This window comes from Rhodococcus sp. KB6 (genome assembly GCF_001445685.1).
In the GTDB taxonomy this organism is placed as follows: Bacteria; Actinomycetota; Actinomycetes; order Mycobacteriales; family Mycobacteriaceae; genus Rhodococcus_F; species Rhodococcus_F qingshengii.
On sequence record NZ_LNAK01000099.1, the window covers coordinates 1 to 21676 of the forward strand.

The window sequence follows — 21676 nt, forward strand, 5'->3', positions numbered from 1 at the left end:
TCACAGGGTTGGTCCTTCTTGGTCGAGAACGGCTATTTCGCAATTCCCATTCTCGCGCCGAGGACCAGCCCGTCTACTTCAGTCCCGCGTCAGCAACGTCCGTACCCGCAACACCTAGAGGGGAGGATTGATCCCACCAGGCGAGCACTCGGATGCCGGACAAAGTCAGCCACTTCGACGGCTCCCCCGCCTTTGTGTCGACCTCGAACCACACCCGCCCCGGTTGGCGACCGGCCTGGAGCCACGTCCCATCCGAGGCTCGAGCGGCCCGGATCATCTCGATCGCGTCCGCCATTCGCGGATCAGGCTCATTTCCATACGACAACGACGCTTCACGGAAGTAGTCGGCCGCATTGAGCACGTTGTAACGCCACCGGAATGGATACGCGAACCGTCCGACCCAGGGCCCCAGCGGTTCGCCGGTCGAGAGTCGCCGGAACAGACCGCGCCACAGTAAGAATTCCTCACCGGATCGCCGAGCCGCGCGCGTCTCATCTGTTCCCCCGGTCGCGATCTCGTACGCGAGAAGCCCTTTGAGTGAATTGAGCGTCGAATGGAACGACGATCGGGTCGAACCTTCGATCCACTCACAGTTCCACCCACCATCCGGAAGTTGATGCCGCACAAACCAATCAGCCAGTTCATCAACGGGCATGCCGAGCCAAACACCGTTTGCCACCGTCCAGGCGTTGATGCAGCAATCGACCTCACCGTCCCAGTACGGCCGGCCCTCGTACTCCCAGCGACAGTTCTCCGCGAGCAGTTCTGCAGTACGACGCTCCCGCAGAACACTGGCGTCGAGGCCCCACTCACGCAAGGAGTTGAGCGTCCAAGTAGTTGCCGTCCAGGGTTGCGAACCTTCTTCTGCTGCTTCGGGTCCCACGAAGTCGAATTCTGCCGGGAAGAACGCCCCACCCGCCCATTGGCCGTCTCGATCCTGCAATGAAAGCAGGCGTGCACCAAATCCTTTGGTAGCGATCGACGCGCGCGTCGCCGCCCACACAGTGGGCGCTTCGTTCACCAGGTCGCGCTCCACCTGCCACCGAATCGCTGGATCCGAATCGAGGAGCCACGCGAGCAAGTCGATTCGGGATGCCATCTGGCAATACTATCGAAAGGCGAAGCAGGCCATCCGGTTAACACATTTCTCGCCGTCTGATGCAATGGTGAATTCCAGACCCGTTGCGGGGCCTACACCGGGTAACCCAACGCCGCCCGCACCGCCACGATGTCGGCGGCAGCGACCTCCATTGGCTTGTCCCCCAACCGAACCAACGTGCCAATGGGCAGTTCCTCCACCACCGCAGATTGGGGGAGTTTGCTGCGATCGAACGTAACTCCTGAATTGAAGTATGTTTCCCATCCCACCTCCACCTCACCTTTCGACCGATTCTGAAGGTGCCGGTAGTCGCCGATGCTCCACCGAGCCCGATCCGGATCCCAATGCTTGACGATCACTCTCACGATCGCGTCTCCGATATCCGGGTCGAGCAACCGCCGGGTACTGTCGGTGAGCTGCTTCTCCGTCGGCAACGACACCCGGACACTGTTGGGGGCGCTGGTTTCTAAGCCGCCGACCCCGGCGATAATCCGCCGCGCGGTCCCGTCCTCGGGCGACAAACCGATGCTGTACCCCGGTCCGGGGGTGTCCGAATACCCCATCTCCTTCGAGCGGGAATGCTCGAAGATTTTCACCAACCCGTCCACACTGAGATCCGCGGGGCCTTTGTCCAGTTTTTTGGTGTACACCCACGGCAACGCCAACTCCGGGTCGATCTCTTCCAGATCGTCGAGGAAGGCCCGCATCGTCTGCGCCACTTCCTGACTCGACTGCACCCGCGTGCCCCAATATCCGATCACGGTCGGCCATCGCCCGACTATGCTCATCGCCCCGTCCTTTCCAACCACTGCGTAATAGTCTCCGTCCGACTACGTGTCGCGACATGAGCAAGGGTCGGCGGTCACGCGGCGTCTTAGACCGGGTAACCCAGTGCTTCCCGCACGGCCAGGATGTCGTCGAAGTTGACGTCTAACGGTTTCTCGCCCAACCGAATCAGCGTTCCGTTGGGGAGTTCCTCCAGTAGGGCGACGACGGGCAGTTTGCTGTGATCAAGATCGATCCCGGACTGGATGTATGTCTCCCAACCGACTTCGATTTCGCTGACCTCATTTCCCTGCGCATTGCGGTACTCCCGCGTCCCCCACCGCGCAGACTCCGGCGACCAATGCTCGATGATCGCTTTCATGATCGCGTCCCCGACGCGTGCAGTCAGCAACTGCGACGCCTCCCCGATTGCTTGTTTCTCCGGGGGGAGGGTGACGTTGACGAGATTCGGAACCCTCGGAACATTCCGGCCGAGAGAGAATTGGATTCTCAAGAACTGATATCTGTCCGGGTGCAACAAACTCACGATGTAGCCAAGGTCGAAGGCAGCAACGGATTGCCCTTCGACATCCTTCGCTGCCCGGAAGATTTTCGCTAGGCCTTCCACGCTTAGATCGGTCGACTCGAAGGCAGTCTCGGGCGAAAACACCCAAGCTTGTCCAAGTGCTGGATCAATGTTCCTCAGACTATGAAGAAACGAGAACACCTCCGCTGCAATGCCTTCTACCGGTTGCGTCCGAGGGCCCCAATACCCGATCACTGTCGCGCCACGATCCGAATTCATCGACCTTTCCTTTCCAGCAACTCTGCGATCGTCATAGTCGTTCTCGGCAAATCATTGTCATTGAACAGTTGTGGTCCGGGTTGCTGCGGAGCGCCGGGGGCATCCGGATTCACCGGCACCTGACCGACATCAGGCAGAGTCGGCACACTCGGTTCCTCGGCACGACCTGGCGAGGGAGCCTCCGGGGTGGAGTTCTCGGGTCTCGGGTTCGACCCCGGATCGCCAATCCCACCGGGCGAGAATGATTCCCACTCGCCACGATCGGGAACGCCGGGAAAGTGGGTTGCGAGGGTTCCGGAATCGCGGGATCCGGGCGTGCAGGTTTCATTCACGGACGGAACAGAGGGTTGATCATGCTCGGCAGGTTGAACTGTGCCGTCGATGGCGGGTATGCCGCGCGGTGGCACTCCACCCGGAGCGTCGATCAGCTGGTGCGTAGCCGGATCGGGATCGCGGCGCGGTAATTGCGGGCAGGCTGGTCGGTCCGCGCCATCCCTACCTGCAGGCAGCCCCGAGTGCGCCCAATGTAGGGCTCACAGCCGTCTGAAACCTTTGGGTAGAGGAATCTCCGGTCGTTCGGTCGGCAGTCCTGCTGCTGCGCGGATGCTTCGGATGTCCTCGACGGTTAACGGCGTGGACAGATTCTTCTGGATGACGATTGTGCCGTCCTGGTAGGGAAACGCCTCCACGCTGGGCGGGAGCTGCGTTTCCTTGATCGGCAACTCAGGACCGAAGTAGGTGCAACTGCCCACGATCGCGTCACCCGGTACGTTGAACTGAGGCGATGATTCGGTTCGGCGGTAGAGCACGGTGACACGCGAGTCCCAGATGTCGGCTAGTCCCTGTACGAGCTTCAATGCCAGCGAAATCAGTGATTCGTCGGCAAAGGCACATGCGAATGCGCCGGACCCTGAGGTGCCCCCGAAACTGACAACGACTTTGACGTCTCCAGCGGGTGAATACAGGGTCATATGTCGTCCCAATGAGAGGGGATACATACCGCCGGTGGCATCGGGGGATCGTCTGCGCTCGATCAATGCGGCTTCGATCGATTTTTCCGTCGGAGGTACAAGGATCTGACGGAGATTCGACGCCAAGGCCTGCTCGACTCCGGCGCCGTCGGGGAGTGCATCGCCTACTGTTTGGTACAAGTCGACGTCGACGACAGGATCGATGTCGCGAAGCAATCGTAGCGAACGTGCAACGAGCGCGGCCGTGACGGCCTCGCTTTCAGGCGAACCCTTTCGTGGAATGACCTTCACTGTCAAGCCCGCCGTAGGATTGCGGCGCAGTGATGACGTAGGCACTTTCACTCCCCTCCAAATACGATGATGTTGATGTTCTCCATCCCGATGACCTCGTCGAACGCATCCTCCATTATCTGAGCAGCTTGTTCTTAAGAACACCATCACCTGCGGACGTGAGCTTGGCCGTAACTTCTGGTGTCACAGCCGGCGCGAGCCTTTCGGTAGGCGAACCTCCGGTCGTTCGGTCAGCAGGCCGACTGCTGCACGGATGCTTCGGCTTCCGTCGGCAACCAACGGGGCGCGTGGATCACGCTGGATGACGATCGTTCCTTTCTTGTACGGAAAAGCTTCGACAGTGGGTGGGATCTGCGTTTCGTTGATCGGCATCTCAGGGCCGAAGTAGGTGCAACGTGCCCACCGTTGCGTCGCCGGGCACGTTGTACTGAGGTGTGAGCTCCGCATCCCGGTAGAGCACGGCCGTGGGAGCGTCCCAGATATCGGCCATGCCCTGGACGAGTTTCAATGACAGTGAGATCAGAGATTCATCGGCGAAGCCCCCTGGGTACGGCCAGATGAAGGTGCAAAGTAAGGAACCTGCTCCTGCCGTACCCCCGAATCCGATGAGAATTTCGATGTTTCCGTTGTCGGTGAACAACCTGAGTTGATGCCCGAATGAGAGTGGGTAAATCCCGCCTGCGGCATCAGGAGACTTTCTGCTCTCGATCATTGCGGCCTCGAGGGAGTCCTCTGCCTGAAGCGTGAGGATCCGTCCACCATTCGATGCCAGAGCCTGCTCGACCGTAACGCCGTCGGGAAGGTCATTCCTCACGGCGCGGTACATGTCGACGTCAAAGACTGGGTCAAGCTCTCGAAGGAACTGCAGTGACCGCGCTGCCAGCGCCGCGGTGACCGATTCGGCTTCCGGCGGTCCCTTTCGCGCCATGACTTTCAAGGTCAACCCGGAGGTCGGATCACGACGTAAAGATAAGGCAGACAACGTCACTCCTGTTCGAAGACGATCGACCAATTGGAACAGGCTCTGGCGCTACACCGGGTAACCCATCGCCGCCCGCACCGCCACGATGTCGGCGGCAGCGACCTCCATTGGCTTGTCCCCCAACCGAACCAACGTGCCAATGGGCAGTTCCTCCACCACCGCAGATTGGGGGAGTTTGCTGCGATCGAACGTAACTCCTGAATGGAAGTATGTTTCCCATCCCACCTCCACCTCACCTTTCGACCGATTCTGAAGGTGCCGGTAGTCGCCGATGCTCCACCGAGCCCGAACTGCCCACGATCGCGTCGCCGGGTACGTTGCGCTGAGGCGATGATTCGGTCCGGTGGTAGAGCACGGTGACACGAGAGGCCCAGATATCGGCCTGCCCCCGTACGACCCTTAACGCCAGCGCAATCAGCGATTCGTCGGCAATGGTGCAGGAAAACGAGTCGATGCGTGAGGTACCCCCGAAACCGATCATGACCTCGAGATCCCTTTTGGTCAGACAAATTGATCATCTGCTCTTTGGAGACTGGATCCGAGGCACGTGCCACGTGGGGCAAGACCGCACACAAATTGCTTAGACTGTCTCCAGTCTGGCTATCCAAGGCGCAGGCTCTAGGCACCGAGTCCGACGTTGGTCCAGATATCAAGGTAAGTGGAGTAATCGACCAGTTCAGGGGGTTCCGTCAATGACCACACAACACCCCTTGTCGATTCCTCACCAAAGTACAAGCAAAGATAACCGCCGCCGCCCGATCTGAATGTCGCGATGCAACGAGCCGGATCTGGGTACTCTTCAGGGGACAGCCCGTCCAGAATAGACCATTCAAAGCTGTCAATTCGAAACATATCTTCAAGAGGCAGTGGCCCGACAGTCTTACCGGCAATATAGTACCAACCGTTGTGCAAATTTGAATAGAAATTCTTTAGACTGGAGGGGAATTTACTCCAATACCCTGAAAGTTCATCACCATCCACTACCGGTGGCGTACCCAAATAGTAGAGATCGGTCCCGTCTGCCATTTTAATTTTATATAGAAGAAAGAACCTATTTTCAGACCTGAGCAACCGCACATCAGATAGATTATCTTTAATGTTTCTGTAAGTGTCGCCCAATATCGGTCGCCCAAATACGTCCCATTGGTCCAATATCCCAGAAATTCGAGCTGCAACGTCACCATTTAGTGCATCCAACCAATAATTCGGAAGCGCCATACGTTCAAGTGGTGTCAAGTCGTCAATCTCCGCAAGCACGGGCGAGTCGACACACCGCGAAATCTTGACCAGATCCACTACTGAACTCCATTCAATATATTAGATATCATTAACTATCCAGACGAGGCGGATGCTCGAAAAATGGGATGAGCTGCAGGGACTAGGGGAAGAGGACTACCGCTCGCGATGGCGCTGACAGCTACTGAATTGGGCTGCGCGAAGAGCAGCTTCGAGCCATCGATCATCCTGGTTACTGTACAGCTTGCGCAAACCGGGCAGGTGTACGCCGCCATGTGGAAAGTACTGTTTCCCACGGCATCTCACTACAAGCTGTTCGGGTACGCGCGAGGGTGGTATCAAGGACAAAGCGCTCTACGCGCCGGCTCAGGTGTTGACCTGATTTCCGTCAGAATCGGTATCTCGTGCTTGGCGGTCAGTGTCTTTGTAGTGCAATTTGTCGTACCTGTTTACCGGAGGTGCATCCTTCTGCTCGCGGTAGAGCGCCCGTGTCAGCCAAGCACCGAAAACATCGTTGAATCCGGTGGGATGCCTTCGCGTGAGGAAGGGGGTCCACCACCACGCCACGAACACAGCAGCGAAACCGCACAAGAGGACAGGTCCGAGAATCGACCGCTGTGGAGCGGTGAGCCAAGCGAAAACGATGGTAAGGATCGACGAACTCCAGTAAATCGTTCTCGCATGACTGCGGTACATCACGTAGGGCGTAGATACGATCAACGCCACAGCCCCTGCAGCAATCGCACAAATCGCATAAAAGGTGGTCATGGTGCCGGTTCCGCTTGAGGAACGGTGTGTCGTCGGTATATGGAACTCTTCGGGAGAAAACGCAAAACGAGGACCGCCGCAGTGCCCGCGACAGCGCCGATCCGGGTGGTCGAATTGTCAGTCACGAGGAACACCATCCCACTCGCAGCCGTCAACGAAACGGCCAAGGTTATCGCGCCCCGCATCGGATTGCCTGCTGCGGCATCAAGCGCCGACAGCACCCCCGAGGCTAGGCAGAATGCAATGGCAGCGATCAGCAGGTAATGCACGGTCTCAGTCCCTTCTCTTGGAGCGATCGATCATTGTCTAAGGCTTCAATCAAATGATCGGCCTGCCCGGGTACCCAAGTATGCCCCGAGTAGCGATCCTCCGATTGCACCGATTCCGCCCCCGACTGCGGCACCTATCGGGCCGCCGAGAAACCCGCCGAGTGCGGCGCCACCTTTGCCGCCTGCCCATCCCAATGCGATTGCGCCACCGGAATTTCCCACAGTTTCGCCACGTGGCGCGCCTTCGCGCCACTTGATGACACCCGAGGCAACCTCAACTGCCACCGATAATCTGCTTAAAACAGTACCCACTGCCGCCGACCGAGCGGCCTGCGCAGCGCTCGGGAGCGAACCAGCATGATGCACACCGGTGTTCGCAAGGGCGCCCGCAGATTGCAAGCCCGAGGCGGGGCCACCGAGCGCGGTGCTGCCTTTACTCAAGACAGTTGCGATCTCGGAATCTGTATAGCCGCGGTCTCGCATCTGATCCACCTGCCATTGCAGGTCGTCAAGTTGTTGCTGTGCGGTCAGAGGGACGTTGCCAGTGAAGTCAGCAGGTACGTCGCCATGGGCGAGCGCCCGTTGGTTCGCGGCCCTCTGCGCGGGGCCGATCAAACCGTTGTTGGGATCAGAGTCAAAGATCCCGAATGGTAATTCCATTGGAGGATCTGGCTGCGTCTGCGTTTCCATGTCGAGGTTGTCGAGTGGGTTCCACGGAGGCTCGCTCGCTGTACCCCCGGGTGTATCGGTGCCCGAGTCGGTCGGCGATCCGATATCGAACGGCAGTGGTGTTGTCGGTGCCGGCTGCGTCGGGGCGTCCATGTCGAGGTTGTCGAGTGGGTTCCACGGAGGCTCGCTCGTATCGGTGCCCGAGTCGGTCGGCGATCCGATATCGAACGGCAGAGGCGTTGTCGGTGCCGGCTGCGTCGGCGGATCCATGTCGAGATTGCCCAGTGGGTCGATCCCGCCGACGTCGTTGTAGGGGGAGTCTGTCGGGACGTTGACCATGACCGGTCCGCCGGACTGGTTGACGACCTCACCGCCGCCTTGAAGGGGTGTAGCGGTGACGTCTCGTCCGGTGACCGGGTCGCTGCCGCCGTAGGGGCCGTCAGCAGTGACCGAGTAGATGACGCCCGGGGTCGGGATAACGACTTGGTAGAGCTTGCCGTCACGGATCTCGTAGTAGGTGGGAACCGGATCGCCGTTGACGTCGTACGCCCACGCAGCGGCAACGGTGCCCTGCAAGTCTCCGTTCGCGTCGTAGACACCGACGGACCCGTCGTCGTTGATGCTCATGTGTCCGCCGGGTGGTAGGTCGACCACCATTTCAGCTTCATGCGAGGAGGTTTCGTCGTGAATGAGGAAGATGGTGCGTTGTCCGCCACCTGGGTCGGGGATGACCACGACGTCCTGACCGCCGACGAAATACGGCATGAACGGTTTCGCGACCGTACCGACTACCTGGGAGAGAACCGACTCCCACGGACGCGCGCTCACACGCGCACTGAACGGTCCCGGCCGCCCCCTCACTCTCATACCCGCAGCGGTGAACGCCGCGGCCCCGACGAGGACCAGTTCGAGATACCGGTCACGGCCCGAGTCCTCCCCGGCGGTGGAAACATCTGCTGCCGGGTCCGGAACCGTTTGGGCCGGTGCGATATTCGAATCCGAATCCGCGGGGATCGGTCCGGGACCACGATCGGTGGTGGTTCCCTCACCCGGGGTGGGTGTGGGTGAGGGAACCGCTGATGCCGATGCATTGGGGAATGCACCGACACCAGTTTCCGAGGCCGGGGACTCGGAAGTAATGGGCGGAACCTCGATCGTCGGCACAGGGACGATGGGGGTGCCGTTGTAGGTGGGAAAGTTCGTCGGAGCATTCGCGCCGACATTCGGGCCACCGCCTGGAGCCTGCGCACCGGGGAGCCCGACCGTGGTCGTCGGCGCAACTGTCGCCGTCGTGGACGGCGCACTCAGGCACGGGTTGATGATCTCTGGCGGGATGGGTGCACCAGGTGGCAGCGACGCAATGAGATTCAGGTAGATCTGATGATCACGTGCCCGCACCGCCGCGCAGTCTTCTTCCGGCGTCGCGTTCGCCGGAGCGGCGGAGAGTGCAATTCCCGCACCGATCGCTCCGGCCGCTCCGGTCAACAGCGCCCCAGCGGCAAGCACTCCCGCGAGAGTCCGGCGAAGTCGTCTACCGGACTTCACCGGTGCGCACCACGATTGTCACTCTTCTTCGTTCGGAGTAGCGCGATGAGTTTGTCTGCGCCCCACCAGAACAACCGTCCGGAGATCGACATCCACAAGAAGAACGCCAGGTAAACCAGGATCGTCCCGTAGTCGTTCGCCCAGCCGGCGAGCTTCCCGATCACCGCGAATGCCGCGATCAGCAACCCCAGTCCAACTGCCGTAGCGATCACAGCCTTGGAGAGTGGACTGAGTTCACTGTCCGGATCCCAGTCATCAACGTCTGCAACGCCTTTGCTGACGAGGGCAGCGGGTTCCGTTTGGACACTGCGACGTTCGGCGTTGTTGACGGTCATGGCTGGAACTCCAAACAGGAAGGGAGAGCGGGGACAACGGGTCGCCGACGTTCGGCCTGGTATCAGTTCCAGTACTGCTCCGTCAGCACTATGTGCCCCTCACTGGCGGGGTGATTCGGGTCGGAGACAAAGACATTGGCATGCCCACCACGCGCGGCTGCTTCACCGAGCACAGTTCCTTCGAGGGCGTCGACCTTGCCATCGGTAACAGTTATCGCGGAACCAGGCGCCAACCAGACCCCCCTCAGCGAACCTGGAACGATGTTCGCAATCGCATCAGGAATCGGGCTCGCCGCCAGCGCCGCCGTTTCGGCGTTCGAAAGCGAAAGTCCGATCCGGCCATGTTCCGGTTGCACGATCGGAGTTGCAGCAGATGCCATGCCGGCGCCGAGAACACCGAACAGGGCGATACCTGCGGTGAGAGTTCCGGCAGTGGCCAAGGTACGAATCTTCATGATTTCTCCTTTGTGGGCGTGATGAGTAACCACCCCTGGACGGGACGGATCGGGAATAGTCGCCAGCAGCGCTGACGACGGCTGCGTGGGTTAGAGCCAGGTGGGATCGGAGTACACGAACAATGTGTTGTCGGACGTCGCCGTCGACACCGAGAGTTGTGCGTACGAGCGGATCGTCACCGGCCCCATGCACGCATCAACCTTCACGTGCACGTTCTCTGCCGTGATCGACGCCTTCGACGACTCGAGATCCTTCTTCCCCAACGGAATCGTCGTGATCGTGCCCGGCGCAATCGTCGACTGAATACTCGGATTCACCGACGCATTCACACCCACGTTCGCCGACGGGACACCCGAAATACTCACACCGACAGACGGGCCGAGCGAAAAGCCAAGCCCCAAGCCAAGTCCGGAGGAGACATCGATCTGGCAGCCGATCTGCAATCCCTGCTCGACATAACCGGTCTTCACTGCCGAATCGCCCTGACCACCGATCGTGCCGGTCACCTTCGCCGACACGAACCCCTCACGAGTGAACGCCGTCGTCGCCAAATTCGGCACCGGATTCGCCGACAGTTTGGTGGCGGCAAGATCCAACGTCCAGCCGTCATCGGTGACCGTGCTCGCGAATTTGTCCGCCAACGCCGTCGGCGTTGCCGATGCGCTCCCTGCGAAGACCACCCCAGACGACAGTGTGGCAACCGCACACGCCGCGAGCCCCACTGCGGCCCTCGATCGACGATGGGATATGCCGTTTTGCGATTCGATCGACATGAACTGCTCCTCCACGTGACACAGCAACCAGAGCGGTAGCCGACAACTAACTGAATTAGTTACCGGACGGTACCAATCGTCCTGTTTGCCCGCCAGCGCGCCGATTCCGCCATCTTGGATTTAGGGTGAACTTTCGGTAACAGGTATATATCGACAGGCTTATCAGCAGCAAAAAGGACCTAGGTCCCGCTATGAGCAAGGTCACCGTTTACGGACGAGAAGATCCCTCAGGAACAGTGCGGCAAATCGAATTCAACCCGCATTTCGCGGGCCTCAGAGCAGCTGAAGGCAGAAAGTGCGGGCATCAGCCAGTGCGCGTACTTGAATATGTAACTAACAGGCATTACTTGGCAATCGATCGCAAATCAAGGCCGAGCGGGGCCTGGGAGCGCAACTCTGCACAGCTCACGCGGAGATACTCACTTCGTGGTCGGCGCGAACTCGTCGGACCCACCGGCATCGCATCGTTAGCTTGTCAATCACTGATTCGCGCAGGCGACGCACACAAGTAGTACGCAAGTACGAGAAAAGGCTCTGACCAAGACCGGAGTCCTTGATCAGAGCCTTACCAACTCGGGGTCGAAAGTTATGCCGGTTCTCTCATGATGCCGAGATGCCGTGCAGTCCCGGACACCCCAGGAACCTCTTGCACCGGAGACCAGGTGTTCAGCCCGTCCGTGCTGTCGGAGTAGAGATACTTTCCTTCGGTATAGGCGTCGAGATAGATCCGCCAGTCGCCGCTCGGCAACTGAACCACGGCCGGACCTTCGACAAGCGAACCCCAATTTCCGGGCGGGACAAACGAATAAGGTCCCGTCACCGAAGGAGCGACCGCATGCTCGACGACCTTCTTCGTCTCGTTCTTGGTGAACGCATGATAGGTCGATCCGACTTTGACCACGGTGGTGTCGATGTGGTCCGCACCGATCCCGGCGAGCGGAACAGGCGGGCTCCACAACCGGAGCGACGGTTCCAACGCCGTCATCAGATACGGCACAAATCCTCCACCGGTCGACATCGACAGGATGACGTTGACGCGATCGCCGTCCACAAACCATTCAGGCGCCCAGGCCTTGGTGACGAATGGTGACAGCGACGGTCCGTCGCTGAAACCGGCCGAACCCGAGAAGCCAGGGGGGCTCGCAGAACCGGTGCCATCTCCCGTACCAGGCATCAAGGCGCAGCAAAACGGAACCGGATAGTTCCCCAGCGGCGTCCAGTTGATGCGGTCGCTGCTGCGTGCGAACCCGATGTTCGCCCCACCACCCGTCGTGTAGGTGAGGTAGTACAACCCGTCCGTGTTCCGGAAGATGCTCGGATCACGCACGAGCCCAGACGGCGGCCTGTACGCCGACTGCTGGACGAGCTGAAAGCCGGTGCCGTCAGCCGACTCGTAGACATCCATGTCGCGGTCGCTGGCATTGCTGAACGCCACCATCGTGTATTTCCAGTCAGGCGGCGGCGCGGCGCTGCTGGCAGGGGCTGCGACCAGCAACCCCGCGACGACGAGGATCACCAGCGATACAACAGAAAGGCCGGTCCGTTTTGTCGGAATCACCGATGAAGTATGTATGACAGCAGGCCCTCCATGGGTAACTTCGGTCGGAGGCAGAGCAGGATCGTTACCTAAGTCGATTCGTCTTGTAGTGACGGCGGGACGGCGGCAAGGTCGGCCGTTAGCATCACGCCATGGAACTTGGGGTGCATTTCGCGCTGTCAGACAGCGTGGCAGCGGAACTTCTGGACGCGCGCGGCGACGACGACAAACTCGGCGCTGTGGTCGAGGACATCGAGGAGACGGGCCGATCCGAATTCTCGTGCGACACGGACAAGGCGTGGGATCCGATCCTGTGCGCCCTCTCCAGCACGGGGTACGAGCGCGTGCCCGAGAACTGGCCGGCCTACGGCGTGATCTTGGGGGACGAAGACCTCAACGCCGACACCGACGACCAACTCGTCACCTACCTGGCACCCGATCGGGTCGCCGAAGTCTCCTCGTACCTGGCGGAAATCACCGAATCCGAGTTCGGCGCGCGCTACGACGCGATGCCTCTCGACGACCGCAACCCGGAGTACGGTCCCGACGAGCGCCGGTACGCCTGGGGCTGGCTTCAGGAAGTGGCGGACTTTTTCCAGCGCGCGGCCCGAGAGAATCACCACGTGGTGTTCACGGTGCGGTTCTGACGCCCACCACCCAAGCAGTGTGACTTCCGAAACCGGTAAAGGGTCTGACCTGGAGAAGTCCTAGGTCAGAGCCTTTGCTTTTGACGGAAGCGGAGGGATTTGAACTCTTGCGCGTCCGCAGGCCGGGGATCGATTTTTGCCCTACCTGCGGTAATGGGTCAGGTGCGGTCACGCCGAATCACCCCCATTTTGTAGTAGGTGTGCTCATTTGTGCTCAGGGAACGCTCGACTACGGCTCGTTCCTTCCTCACCGTTCGATGTGGGATCCGACGTAGAACGTGACGACACCCGAGACATCCCTTCGGGCTAACGTGTGCCCTCATGATCGATTTTCTGAACTCGTCTGCTGGGATCTACCTGCTGTACTCACTGGCGGGCGTGTTCCAACTCTTCGGCATCGTGATCGTGGTGCGCGAGTTCCTGCGTGCGCGGCGTAACGACCAGTTGTTGCAGGGCAATCTTCAGGTGATTTGGAAGGTCTGGAATGAGATCGACGAGGATTCAGGCCCGCTTTCTGTCGAATACGCAGGCGGTGATGAAAGTTTCGCGGCGATGATCCGCCCCTCGGTCGAAACGGATATGCGAGTACGAAACGTCCGCCTGGCGCTCGAGCAAGTAATCGGACACAGAGAAGCGATGAAGGAGCCAAACAAATGGCTTGAGCGAGCGGGGCTACTGGGCCTCGTGCTCGGCATCATTCTCGGTCTGGCTGCGAGTCTCTTCTCAGTGACGTAGGTGAAACGGTCAAGGGTACGCGCTGAGTGAGTACCCTTTTCGCGCCACTGCGAAGAAGGGCGTGCGGTGAACGCACACCCTTTGTGAGATCCCGCAACGTTTCCCGGCGCCGGGAAGCGTTGGTGGGAGTCTTCGCCGATCGGCGAAGACTCAATGGGTGTCAGTACTACCGACACCCTTTTAGCTGATGTCGGCACAGCCGACATCAGGGTCTTGGGATCTGATCGCCAATCAGGCGTTGTTCACCTCAGCTTCTTTGACGACCTCGGCGCCCGTCCATTCATTGCGCCGGCGGATTTCGACTCCTCCGTCGAGGCTCACACCGATAGTGGTGAGACCGCGGTTCCCAGCGTTGGTGGCGATTGCATTGGTCAGAGGTTCGATGAGAGCTGTGAGTTGTGCGATTTTCGCAGCGTTGCGCGCGTCTGCCTCCGCGTCAAATTCGGTGAAGCCCGGTCCGCCGGCGAATTCACTGGGCAGCTCCAAGAGATGGAGGGCTTCGGTCGTTGCTGCATTGTCCCTGCTTCGAGGGCCATTGACGTGGACTCGTAGAACGATGAGGCTGCCACGGCGTCCCAAATCGTAGAAATCCGGCTGGACGTCGAACCTGACGGCCAGTGACGGCCGAACTACGGTGCCATCCAGAGTTTTGAGCCAGCAATTTTCGGTCATCGGCGAGCCTCTCGTCTCAGCGTGGAGCTGACGAGCTCCACCTGACAGAGATTACTGTTCGCTATCGACATCCACTGCGGCGTGAGGCCCAGGTTCGACTGGGTCTGTTTTGCCGCACTCACTACTGATGAGGGCAGACCTGGCGATGAGGCATGCCAGACATACCCCATCCGCGACCTGACCGTGTTTCAAACACGGTCAGGTCTGCGAGGGTGTCCACGTCGACGGACGCCCTTTCCGATGACCGGTTACTGGTTCTCTCCCTCCTACGCGCTGAGCGGGCTCGCGCACGCGTTGGACACGACGCTGGGAGGCGTCAACGCCCAGGGATTTCGCAGTCTCGGCTCGGAAGTGGTCCGTACGGCCAGGCCCCAGCGATGCCAACGCCCCTTGGCTTGGGAACCTTCCGAACAAGGTGACCGTTCAGTTTGCACGGACCGATCCGCGTCCGCTGTCTCAACCGTTTCTAGGGGCTGTTAGTGAATCTCATCCCGATCCCACAATCCACCAATGTCCGAGCCGCTGGCTACGATCCGGCAACGAGCACTCTGGTTGTCGAATTCCGTCAGAATCGCCGCTACTCGTACGCTGACGTGCCCATTGCGCTGTTCCACGAGCTCACCGATGGGCATCCCCATCCTTGGACGCGAACCGGTCGGCGGATCAAGGCTCATGTCCCAACGCGAATCAATTAACTACCTCGGTAGTAGTGAAGCACCCCGACTCGTTTCTGAGGCGGGGTGCTTCCGTTGTGCGGCCTGAGTCAGGCTGCGGTGGCGATCTTCACGACGCCGAGCGGCTGATACACCGCCAGGTGGTAGCGGGACTCGACGCGGGCACGCATCAAGTTCTTCTCGAAGTTGTCGCCCGAGCTGTCCCACTTGAGTTCCACGTTCGCGTCAGTGTCGACGGCGAGTGCGGTCGGGTCGAGCAGCACTGCAGTCTTGGCCGGCAGTGCCGTGCAGATCGCAATGTTCACGCCCCAGAGGGTGCGCTTGGCACGATCAACCGGACCACCGAGTTCGAGACTGCCGGCTGAGTCGGTGCGGGCAAGCTCGAGCTTCTCCCAATCGGCAGGGCTGAGAACGAACGTGCCAGCGGTGTGGCCGATGCTCTCGACTGCGGTCACGGCCTTGCGACAGCGCATGCTCGGACACGCGTCGGCCGCGATGACCCTCGACACCTACGCGGACCTCTTCGACGACGATCTCGACGCCATTGGAATCTCACTGAATCAGGCACGTTCAGAGACGGGTGTGCTCAAAACGTGCTCAAAGAATGCGAACTAGTGGCTGACTTTGATCGAAAAAAGTCCCTCACCTGCATGAACAAGTGAGGGACTTTGGCGGAAGCGGAGGGATTTGAACCCCCGGTGGGTTTAACGCCACGCTCGCTTTCAAGGCGAGTGCATTCGGCCGCTCTGCCACGCTTCCGTGGGCGATCCTATCGGGTGTTCCCACGGACCGCGAAAACGGCTCCGACGTCAGCGCTCGCCGATGGCTTTGTCGACCTTCTCGAAGACGTCTGCCAGCACGTCCAGTTCCTGAGGAGTCAGCAGATCGACCAGATTGTTCCGCACGCCGGCCACGTGAGTAGGCGCTGCCTCGGCGAGGCGACGCCTACCCTCTTCCGTGATCCGCGCGAGCACGCCGCGACCATCTTCGACGCAAGTGTCGCGCACGACGATGCCCTGAGATTCCATCCGCCTGATCTGGTGCGTCAGGCGGCTGCGCGAAGACAGCACGCCGTCTGCCAGGTCACTCATCCGCAACGACCCGTCAGCTGACTCCGAGAGCATGACCAAAATGCGGTAATCGGCCAACGACAGGTCGTGTGAATCCTGCAGTTCGCGGTTGAGAACCTCCATGAGGCGCTGATTACCGTCCATGTAGCCGCGCCATGCACGCATCTCGCATGGCGTCAGCCACGGTGTCTCACCGTGCGCCGCCTGCGATGTCTCCTCGGTTGTCGCTTCAGCTGTCACAGGTTCCAAGTTTAGACCTGTGTCCGCCCGTCACAGTAAGACTCACCCTAAAGTCACGAATTGGACATCAGGATCGAACGGTCGATTTCGGCAACCGATGCCAGCCCCGCCAGTCCCATAGTGAGATCCAGGTCGGCCAGGAGACTGCGCAATGCATGACGCACTCCGTCCGCTCCGGCCAATCCCAACCCGTACACCCACGGCCGCCCGTACAGCACTGCATCGGCACCCAAGGCCAGAGCCTTGATTACGTCTGCGCCACAACGAATTCCGGAGTCCATCAGGATGTCCACCTCATGCCCCACCGCATCAGCGACGGGACCGAGAGCATCTAGTGCCGAAATCGACCCGTCGACCTGACGCCCACCATGGTTGCTCACGACGATGCCGTTGGCGCCGGCCGCGACGGCCTCACGTGCGTCGTCGGGATGGACAATTCCCTTCACCGCGATCGGAAGTGTCGTCCACTGGCGAAGTTTCGCGATATCGGCAATCCGCACCGCATGATTGCCGAACAACGACACCCACGTGAGAACCGCGATCTGCAGCGCTTCTGCGCTCTCCTCGGGCGGCGTCGCCAGTTTGGCGCGGAACACCGGATCCGACAGGTAGTTGGCAATACCCTTCGCCTGCAGGAACGGAAGGTGACCGAGTTCGAGATCCCTTGGACGCCAACCCATACCGGGAGTGTCGGCAGTCAGGACGATAGCCTTCGCGCCCGCCGTCTCCGCTCGGCGGACAAACGACTCGGCAAGTTCGTCGTCGGCCGGCCAGTACAGCTGGTACCACCAGTTCTCGCCGGAGGCCGCCGCTACGTCTTCGATGGTCGAGGATGCCGCCGTCGAGAGAATCGATCCGATCCCCAACTCGGCAGTGACCGAACCGACCGCAACCTCGGCGTCGTCGTGGACCAAGCCGAGCACGCCCACCGGAGCCGTCAGGATCGGTGCAGCCAACCGCGTCCCCAACACCTCGACGCTCAGATCGCGTGCGTCCGGCGCCGCAGTCCCCCGCAACATCCGCGGCACGATCGCATGCTTGTCGAACGCACGCAGATTCGACTCCGCGGTTCGTTCGGTCGACGCGCTACCGGCGATGTACCCGAAGGCCTCCGGTGAGAGTTGCTCGCGCGCGGCATCTTCCAAGCCCGCCGCAGTCATCGGCAAAGCCGGCTTCGCGCCGCTCAGTCCCGTCAGATAGATCTCGTTCTGCATGTTCCCGAAGTAAGTCACGTCCGCGACGGTAGCGGCAAAACACCCGTCAGCGGGGAGATTCGCTAGCGTCGTATCCATGTACGCCATAACGATCGATCAGCCCGGCGGTCCCGAGGTCATGAAATGGGCGCAGCAGCCCGATCCTGAACTACCTCGCGGGCACGTACTCGTCGAGGTCGCCGCAACCGCGGTCAACCGCGCCGACCTGCTCCAACGTCAAGGCTTCTACCCGCCGCCGCCCGGCGCGAGTGACATTCTCGGCCTCGAATGCTCGGGTGTGATCACCGAACTCGGCGAAGACGTCACCGGTTGGTCCGTCGGCGACGAAGTCTGCGCATTGCTGGCCGGCGGTGGCTACGCCGAGAAGGTTGCGGTCCCGGCAACACAACTTCTCCCGGTTCCCGCTGGCGTCGATCTCCGTGTCGCAGCGTCCCTGCCGGAAGTTGCGTGCACGGTGTGGTCCAACGTCGTAATGCGCGGAGGTCTACGACGCGGACAGGTCCTCCTCGTCCATGGCGGTGGCGGCGGAATCGGCACCCACGCCATCCAGGTCGGCAAAGCCCTCGGCGCCCGCGTCGCAGTTACCGCGGGTTCGGAGGACAAATTGAACCGCTGCCGCGAATTGGGCGCGGATATTCTCATCAACTATCGCGACAGCGACTTCGTAGCATCACTCGCCGAAGCCACCGACAACCACGGCGCCGACGTGGTTCTGGACAACATGGGAGCGTCGTACCTCGGGCGCAACGTCGACGCACTCGCCATGGACGGCCACGTCGTGATCATCGGAATGCAGGGTGGCCGCAAGGGCGAGGTCGACATCGCCAAGCTGATGGGAAAGCGCGGAAACATCACGTCGACGGGCCTGCGTGGGCGTCCGCTCACCGGCCCCGGCGGTAAAGCGGACATCGTCGCCGACGTCCGCGCGAAGTTGTGGCCGTTGATCGCAGACGGATCGGTTCAACCGATCGTGTCGACCGAACTTCCGATCACCGAGGCGCCATTAGCCCATCAGTTGCTGGATTCGCCGGAAACCGTAGGCAAGGTCATCCTCACCGTGAAGTGAGCCGAGCGGGATCGATCAGCCCAGGGCGCCGAGTTCGGCGACCAGCTGATTGATCTCGTACCGCGTCGTGTACGGCGCAAGGCCGACGGTGACCGCGCCGCCTTCGTCGTTGACGCCGAGGGCGTCGAGCAGCCTGGAACCACCATGCGTACCGCTGACCGTCGCGATGCGCTTGTCGGCCAGATGCGCGGCGACCTTGTCTGCCGCCATGCCCTCGAGCGTGAAGCTGAGCGTCGGCACCCGCGTGGGTGCGCCGCCGATCACCATCACGTTGGGTAGGGCTGCGAGAGAACGCATGAGGTGATCGAACAGACCGTCCTGGTAGTCCTGCAGCGAGCTGATCGAGGTTTCGAGGCGCTCACGCCTGGTTCCCGTTGCCGATTCGTCCAAGCCCGCCAGGAAATCGATCGACGACGTGAGACCGGACAGCAGCGCGAACTGATGACCGCCCACCTCGAGTCGCTCGGCGCCACGCGCGTACGGGTTGAGCGACACGGCCGGAATTCGGTCGAGCAGTCCGGGATCGCGGAAGACGAGTGCGCCCACCTGCGGACCGCCCCACGACGGCGCGCTGACGGCAACGATGTCCGCCCCGAGATCAGTCATGTCCACATGCGCATATGGCGCTGCACCGACGGCGTCGACCACCATCAGTCCGCCGAATTCGTGCAGACGATCAGCTGCGGCGCGGACGTTCGGAGCCGAACCGACGACCGGTGATGCGGCCGTCAAGGCCACCAATCGAGTGGTCGAGGTGATGAGATCGTTGAACTGCCAACTCGGGAGCTCACACGTTTCGATTTCGACCTCTGCCCATCGCACCTGAGCGCCGTAGCGACTGGCCACACGAAGCCAGGGCGCGACGTTCGCCTCTTCGTCGAGGCGCGAGAGCACGAGACCGGTTCCGAGGCCCAACCGCGAACTCAGCGACTCGGCGAGCCAAGCCAACAACACCGCTCGGTCTGATCCGAGAACGACTCCCGCAGGATCTCCGCCGACCAGATCGGCGACCGCGGTGCGCGCACTCTCGAGAATGGCAGCACTACGACGGTTCGAGACGTGGCGACCGGAGGAAGAAGATGCAGAGGCACGGAACGCGGTGGAGACCGTCCGCGAGACGGCGTCCGGGATCTGCATTCCGGCCTGCGGATCGAGGTGGATCCAGCCGTCACCGAGTGAGGGAATCAACCCCCGTACGCGGGCAACGTCGTAAGCCATGCTCGACACTCTAGGTGCAGACGCCCGCTTAGTCGAAGGCAGTCACCCAATTACCCGTCAGTACAGTTATTCGATAGCTAACTTTTTGGGGGTTACGCGGCGTTTGTCGCCCACACACGACAAGATGGAAGCATGACGAACCCCGACAAAGAGCAGGTACTCGTTATCGGACCCGACGGTCGACCCGTCGCGATGCCGGCGGCCGAGGCAGAGGCCTCCACCTCCGGCACCACCGAAGGCGCGGAATCCGAAGCCGAGTCCGTCGCCGAGATGGTCGAGCAGCCGGCCAAGGTCATGCGAATCGGCACGATGATCAAACAACTCTTGGAAGAAGTGCGCGCCGCGCCGCTCGACGACGCCAGCCGCAAGCGCCTCAAGGACATCCACACCTCGTCCATCCGAGAACTGGAACAAGGCCTGGCACCCGAACTCCGTGAAGAACTCGAGCGACTGAGCCTCCCGTTCACCGACGACTCCATTCCCTCCGACGCCGAACTGCGAATCGCGCAGGCCCAACTCGTCGGCTGGCTCGAAGGACTGTTCCACGGAATTCAAACCGCACTGTTCGCGCAGCAGATGGCAGCGCGCGCCCAGCTCGAACAAATGCGGCAGGGCGCACTGCCTCCCGGCATGAGCATCGGGGCTCCGCATTCGCCTGCCCATCCGGACCAACAGAGCCCAGGAACCGGCCAGTATCTGTAACTCGGACCACCACGAAGTCCGCGGGAAAACCGGCTCCGACGCCAGGCCGGTAGGCTCGACCTCCGTGTCAGCATCCGCAATCGAATCCGAGACGCCGGGCGCACCCGCGCCCGTGTCCGACTCCCAGACGTTCCGTCGTGCGTTCAAAGACCTTCGCGACGGTCTGAATCAGCGTGAGTTGTGGCTCAGCCTCGGCTGGCAGGACATCAAACAGCGCTACCGCCGGTCGGTGATCGGTCCGTTCTGGATCACGATCGCCACCGGCGTTCAGGCCGCCGCGATGGGTCTTCTGTACTCCGCGTTGCTGAACATTCCGCTCAAGGAGTTCCTGCCGTACGTCACGGTCGGGCTGATCGTGTGGAACCTGATCAGTGCAAGCATCCTCGAAGGCTCCGAGGTCTTCATCGCCAACGAGGGCCTGATCAAGCAGTTGCCGTCGGCATTGAGCGTGCATGTGTATCGCCTGGTGTGGCGTCAGGTGCTGTTCTTCGCGCACAACTTCGCGATCTACATAGTTCTGCTGTTCGCGTTCAGTATCTGGCAGAACATGAGCTGGACAGCACTCGCGGCAATACCGGCATTCGTGCTGATCGTCGCGAACACGCTGTGGGTCTCGATCGTCTTCGGTATCTTCTCCACCCGGTACCGCGACATCGCCCCCATCCTCGGCAGCCTCACCCTGCTGCTGTTCGTGCTGACGCCGATCATGTGGACGACGCAGGCTCTCAAGGATCAAAGTCCAGAAGCCGCAGGGCGCGTGCGACTCGCCGAGCTCAACCCGCTGTACCACTACCTCGAGATCATCCGAGCACCACTCATCGGGGCCGACCAGCAGGCATACCACTGGTACATCGTCATCGCCTTCACCGTCGTCGGCTGGGCCGTCGCGATTCTGGCACTCCGCAAGTACCGGGCACGCGTGCCCTACTGGGTCTAG

Annotated in this window: 23 protein-coding genes, 1 tRNA gene and 2 pseudogenes; 7 read left to right on the forward strand and 19 right to left on the reverse strand. The window is 60.9% G+C overall.

Going from position 1 to position 21676, the window contains the following annotated elements:
- Nucleotides 1-73 precede the first annotated feature (73 nt).
- From ASU23_RS12660 to ASU23_RS12725, 13 genes and pseudogenes are all read right to left on the reverse strand, one after another.
- Nucleotides 74-1099, reverse strand: coding sequence for a hypothetical protein (locus tag ASU23_RS12660; protein ID WP_058038031.1), 1026 nt, complete (start codon nucleotides 1097-1099; stop codon nucleotides 74-76).
- A 92-nt stretch (nucleotides 1100-1191) separates the two neighbouring features.
- Nucleotides 1192-1887, reverse strand: coding sequence for an Imm52 family immunity protein (locus tag ASU23_RS12665; RefSeq protein WP_253741326.1), 696 nt, complete (start codon nucleotides 1885-1887; stop codon nucleotides 1192-1194).
- A gap of 86 nt (nucleotides 1888-1973) precedes the next feature.
- The gene (locus tag ASU23_RS12670) at nucleotides 1974-2669 is read right to left on the reverse strand and encodes an Imm52 family immunity protein (protein ID WP_367646120.1); all 696 of its coding nucleotides are present in this window, start codon (nucleotides 2667-2669) and stop codon (nucleotides 1974-1976) included.
- Between the two features lie 533 nt (nucleotides 2670-3202).
- Nucleotides 3203-3976 (reverse strand): hypothetical protein, encoded by a 774-nt coding sequence (locus ASU23_RS12680; RefSeq protein WP_253741330.1) that lies wholly within the window; start codon nucleotides 3974-3976, stop codon nucleotides 3203-3205.
- Nucleotides 3977-4114: 138 nt separating this feature from the next.
- The gene (locus ASU23_RS34875) at nucleotides 4115-4303 is read right to left on the reverse strand and encodes a hypothetical protein (RefSeq protein WP_007731733.1); all 189 of its coding nucleotides are present in this window, start codon (nucleotides 4301-4303) and stop codon (nucleotides 4115-4117) included.
- A 1-nt stretch (nucleotide 4304) separates the two neighbouring features.
- Complete coding sequence (locus ASU23_RS12685; RefSeq protein ID WP_007731734.1) at nucleotides 4305-4859, reverse strand: hypothetical protein; 555 nt, start codon at nucleotides 4857-4859, stop codon at nucleotides 4305-4307.
- 102 nt (nucleotides 4860-4961) lie between these two features.
- Nucleotides 4962-5201: pseudogene (locus tag ASU23_RS12690) on the reverse strand (hypothetical protein); the annotation flags it as partial.
- Between the two features lie 330 nt (nucleotides 5202-5531).
- Nucleotides 5532-6209: an SMI1/KNR4 family protein gene (locus tag ASU23_RS33390; RefSeq protein WP_007731739.1), complete on the reverse strand. Its 678-nt coding sequence runs from the start codon at nucleotides 6207-6209 to the stop codon at nucleotides 5532-5534.
- 1022 nt (nucleotides 6210-7231) lie between these two features.
- A complete protein-coding gene (locus tag ASU23_RS12705; protein ID WP_216637124.1) occupies nucleotides 7232-9400 on the reverse strand; it encodes a hypothetical protein in 2169 nt (722 codons plus the stop codon).
- Entirely contained in the window at nucleotides 9397-9735 is a 339-nt protein-coding gene (locus tag ASU23_RS12710) for a hypothetical protein (RefSeq protein ID WP_007731743.1), read from the reverse strand. The genes ASU23_RS12705 and ASU23_RS12710 overlap by 4 nt, the downstream gene beginning before the upstream one ends.
- A gap of 62 nt (nucleotides 9736-9797) precedes the next feature.
- A complete protein-coding gene (locus ASU23_RS12715) occupies nucleotides 9798-10190 on the reverse strand; it encodes a hypothetical protein (protein WP_007731744.1) in 393 nt (130 codons plus the stop codon).
- A 90-nt stretch (nucleotides 10191-10280) separates the two neighbouring features.
- Complete coding sequence (locus ASU23_RS12720) at nucleotides 10281-10964, reverse strand: MspA family porin (RefSeq protein WP_007731745.1); 684 nt, start codon at nucleotides 10962-10964, stop codon at nucleotides 10281-10283.
- A 586-nt stretch (nucleotides 10965-11550) separates the two neighbouring features.
- Nucleotides 11551-12402, reverse strand: a complete 852-nt coding sequence (locus ASU23_RS12725; protein ID WP_223257880.1) for a glycoside hydrolase family 43 protein — start codon at nucleotides 12400-12402, stop codon at nucleotides 11551-11553.
- A 251-nt stretch (nucleotides 12403-12653) separates the two neighbouring features.
- Between ASU23_RS12725 and ASU23_RS12730 the strand changes: the two genes are divergently transcribed.
- Both ASU23_RS12730 and ASU23_RS12735 read left to right on the forward strand, forming a co-directional pair.
- Nucleotides 12654-13148, forward strand: coding sequence for a YfbM family protein (locus ASU23_RS12730; protein ID WP_058038035.1), 495 nt, complete (start codon nucleotides 12654-12656; stop codon nucleotides 13146-13148).
- 321 nt (nucleotides 13149-13469) lie between these two features.
- A complete protein-coding gene (locus tag ASU23_RS12735; protein ID WP_007731749.1) occupies nucleotides 13470-13883 on the forward strand; it encodes a hypothetical protein in 414 nt (137 codons plus the stop codon).
- Nucleotides 13884-14114: 231 nt separating this feature from the next.
- Here ASU23_RS12735 and ASU23_RS12740 read toward each other — a convergent pair whose 3' ends face one another.
- On the reverse strand, nucleotides 14115-14555 hold the full coding sequence (locus ASU23_RS12740) for a hypothetical protein (protein ID WP_007731752.1): 441 nt from the start codon (nucleotides 14553-14555) through the stop codon (nucleotides 14115-14117).
- A 479-nt stretch (nucleotides 14556-15034) separates the two neighbouring features.
- On the opposite strand from ASU23_RS12740, the gene ASU23_RS35325 reads away from it, so the two are divergent.
- Nucleotides 15035-15250: a KTSC domain-containing protein gene (locus tag ASU23_RS35325; protein WP_054827089.1), complete on the forward strand. Its 216-nt coding sequence runs from the start codon at nucleotides 15035-15037 to the stop codon at nucleotides 15248-15250.
- A 68-nt stretch (nucleotides 15251-15318) separates the two neighbouring features.
- On the opposite strand, the gene ASU23_RS12750 is transcribed toward ASU23_RS35325, so the two are convergent.
- Nucleotides 15319-15702, reverse strand: a complete 384-nt coding sequence (locus ASU23_RS12750) for a phage major capsid protein (protein ID WP_052027918.1) — start codon at nucleotides 15700-15702, stop codon at nucleotides 15319-15321.
- On the opposite strand from ASU23_RS12750, the pseudogene ASU23_RS34880 reads away from it, so the two are divergent.
- Nucleotides 15695-15844, forward strand: a pseudogene (locus ASU23_RS34880) (site-specific integrase); the annotation flags it as partial. The gene ASU23_RS12750 and the pseudogene ASU23_RS34880 sit on opposite strands and share 8 nt — an antisense overlap.
- A gap of 54 nt (nucleotides 15845-15898) precedes the next feature.
- On the opposite strand, the gene ASU23_RS12755 reads toward ASU23_RS34880, so the two are convergent.
- The 3 genes from ASU23_RS12755 to ASU23_RS12765 all read right to left on the reverse strand — a co-directional run bounded on the left by ASU23_RS12755 (nucleotide 15899) and on the right by ASU23_RS12765 (nucleotide 17831).
- A tRNA-Ser gene (locus tag ASU23_RS12755) sits at nucleotides 15899-15988 on the reverse strand.
- A gap of 50 nt (nucleotides 15989-16038) precedes the next feature.
- Nucleotides 16039-16464: a MarR family winged helix-turn-helix transcriptional regulator gene (locus tag ASU23_RS12760; RefSeq protein ID WP_020968140.1), complete on the reverse strand. Its 426-nt coding sequence runs from the start codon at nucleotides 16462-16464 to the stop codon at nucleotides 16039-16041.
- A 128-nt stretch (nucleotides 16465-16592) separates the two neighbouring features.
- A complete protein-coding gene (locus ASU23_RS12765) occupies nucleotides 16593-17831 on the reverse strand; it encodes a lactate 2-monooxygenase (RefSeq protein WP_003943926.1) in 1239 nt (412 codons plus the stop codon).
- Between ASU23_RS12765 and ASU23_RS12770 the strand changes: the two genes are divergently transcribed.
- Nucleotides 17830-18819, forward strand: coding sequence for an NAD(P)H-quinone oxidoreductase (locus tag ASU23_RS12770; RefSeq protein WP_007731765.1), 990 nt, complete (start codon nucleotides 17830-17832; stop codon nucleotides 18817-18819). The two genes, ASU23_RS12765 and ASU23_RS12770, sit on opposite strands and share 2 nt — an antisense overlap.
- Nucleotides 18820-18834: 15 nt before the next feature.
- On the opposite strand, the gene ASU23_RS12775 is transcribed toward ASU23_RS12770, so the two are convergent.
- Nucleotides 18835-20037: a cysteine desulfurase-like protein gene (locus ASU23_RS12775; RefSeq protein WP_020968138.1), complete on the reverse strand. Its 1203-nt coding sequence runs from the start codon at nucleotides 20035-20037 to the stop codon at nucleotides 18835-18837.
- Between the two features lie 132 nt (nucleotides 20038-20169).
- On the opposite strand from ASU23_RS12775, the gene ASU23_RS12780 reads away from it, so the two are divergent.
- Both ASU23_RS12780 and ASU23_RS12785 read left to right on the forward strand, forming a co-directional pair.
- On the forward strand, nucleotides 20170-20739 hold the full coding sequence (locus ASU23_RS12780) for a bacterial proteasome activator family protein (RefSeq protein WP_003943894.1): 570 nt from the start codon (nucleotides 20170-20172) through the stop codon (nucleotides 20737-20739).
- A gap of 64 nt (nucleotides 20740-20803) precedes the next feature.
- Nucleotides 20804-21676, forward strand: a complete 873-nt coding sequence (locus ASU23_RS12785) for an ABC transporter permease (RefSeq protein ID WP_020968137.1) — start codon at nucleotides 20804-20806, stop codon at nucleotides 21674-21676.

Coding starts and splice junctions, on each gene's coding strand:
- ASU23_RS12760 (WP_020968140.1), bottom strand. CDS start 16,464: ATGCGTGCATGGCGCGGCTACATGGACGGTAATCAGCGCCTCATGGAG.
- ASU23_RS12770 (WP_007731765.1), top strand. CDS start 17,830: ATGTACGCCATAACGATCGATCAGCCCGGCGGTCCCGAGGTCATGAAA.
- ASU23_RS12740 (WP_007731752.1), bottom strand. CDS start 14,555: ATGACCGAAAATTGCTGGCTCAAAACTCTGGATGGCACCGTAGTTCGG.
- ASU23_RS12670 (WP_367646120.1), bottom strand. CDS start 2,669: ATGAATTCGGATCGTGGCGCGACAGTGATCGGGTATTGGGGCCCTCGG.
- ASU23_RS12735 (WP_007731749.1), top strand. CDS start 13,470: ATGATCGATTTTCTGAACTCGTCTGCTGGGATCTACCTGCTGTACTCA.
- ASU23_RS12665 (WP_253741326.1), bottom strand. CDS start 1,887: ATGAGCATAGTCGGGCGATGGCCGACCGTGATCGGATATTGGGGCACG.
- ASU23_RS12775 (WP_020968138.1), bottom strand. CDS start 20,037: ATGGCTTACGACGTTGCCCGCGTACGGGGGTTGATTCCCTCACTCGGT.
- ASU23_RS12715 (WP_007731744.1), bottom strand. CDS start 10,190: ATGAAGATTCGTACCTTGGCCACTGCCGGAACTCTCACCGCAGGTATC.
- ASU23_RS12720 (WP_007731745.1), bottom strand. CDS start 10,964: ATGTCGATCGAATCGCAAAACGGCATATCCCATCGTCGATCGAGGGCC.
- ASU23_RS12725 (WP_223257880.1), bottom strand. CDS start 12,402: ATGGTGGCGTTCAGCAATGCCAGCGACCGCGACATGGATGTCTACGAG.
- ASU23_RS12765 (WP_003943926.1), bottom strand. CDS start 17,831: ATGGATACGACGCTAGCGAATCTCCCCGCTGACGGGTGTTTTGCCGCT.
- ASU23_RS12685 (WP_007731734.1), bottom strand. CDS start 4,859: ATGGCGCGAAAGGGACCGCCGGAAGCCGAATCGGTCACCGCGGCGCTG.
- ASU23_RS34875 (WP_007731733.1), bottom strand. CDS start 4,303: ATGCCGATCAACGAAACGCAGATCCCACCCACTGTCGAAGCTTTTCCG.
- ASU23_RS12710 (WP_007731743.1), bottom strand. CDS start 9,735: ATGACCGTCAACAACGCCGAACGTCGCAGTGTCCAAACGGAACCCGCT.
- ASU23_RS12730 (WP_058038035.1), top strand. CDS start 12,654: ATGGAACTTGGGGTGCATTTCGCGCTGTCAGACAGCGTGGCAGCGGAA.
- ASU23_RS12660 (WP_058038031.1), bottom strand. CDS start 1,099: ATGGCATCCCGAATCGACTTGCTCGCGTGGCTCCTCGATTCGGATCCA.
- ASU23_RS12780 (WP_003943894.1), top strand. CDS start 20,170: ATGACGAACCCCGACAAAGAGCAGGTACTCGTTATCGGACCCGACGGT.
- ASU23_RS12750 (WP_052027918.1), bottom strand. CDS start 15,702: ATGCGCTGTCGCAAGGCCGTGACCGCAGTCGAGAGCATCGGCCACACC.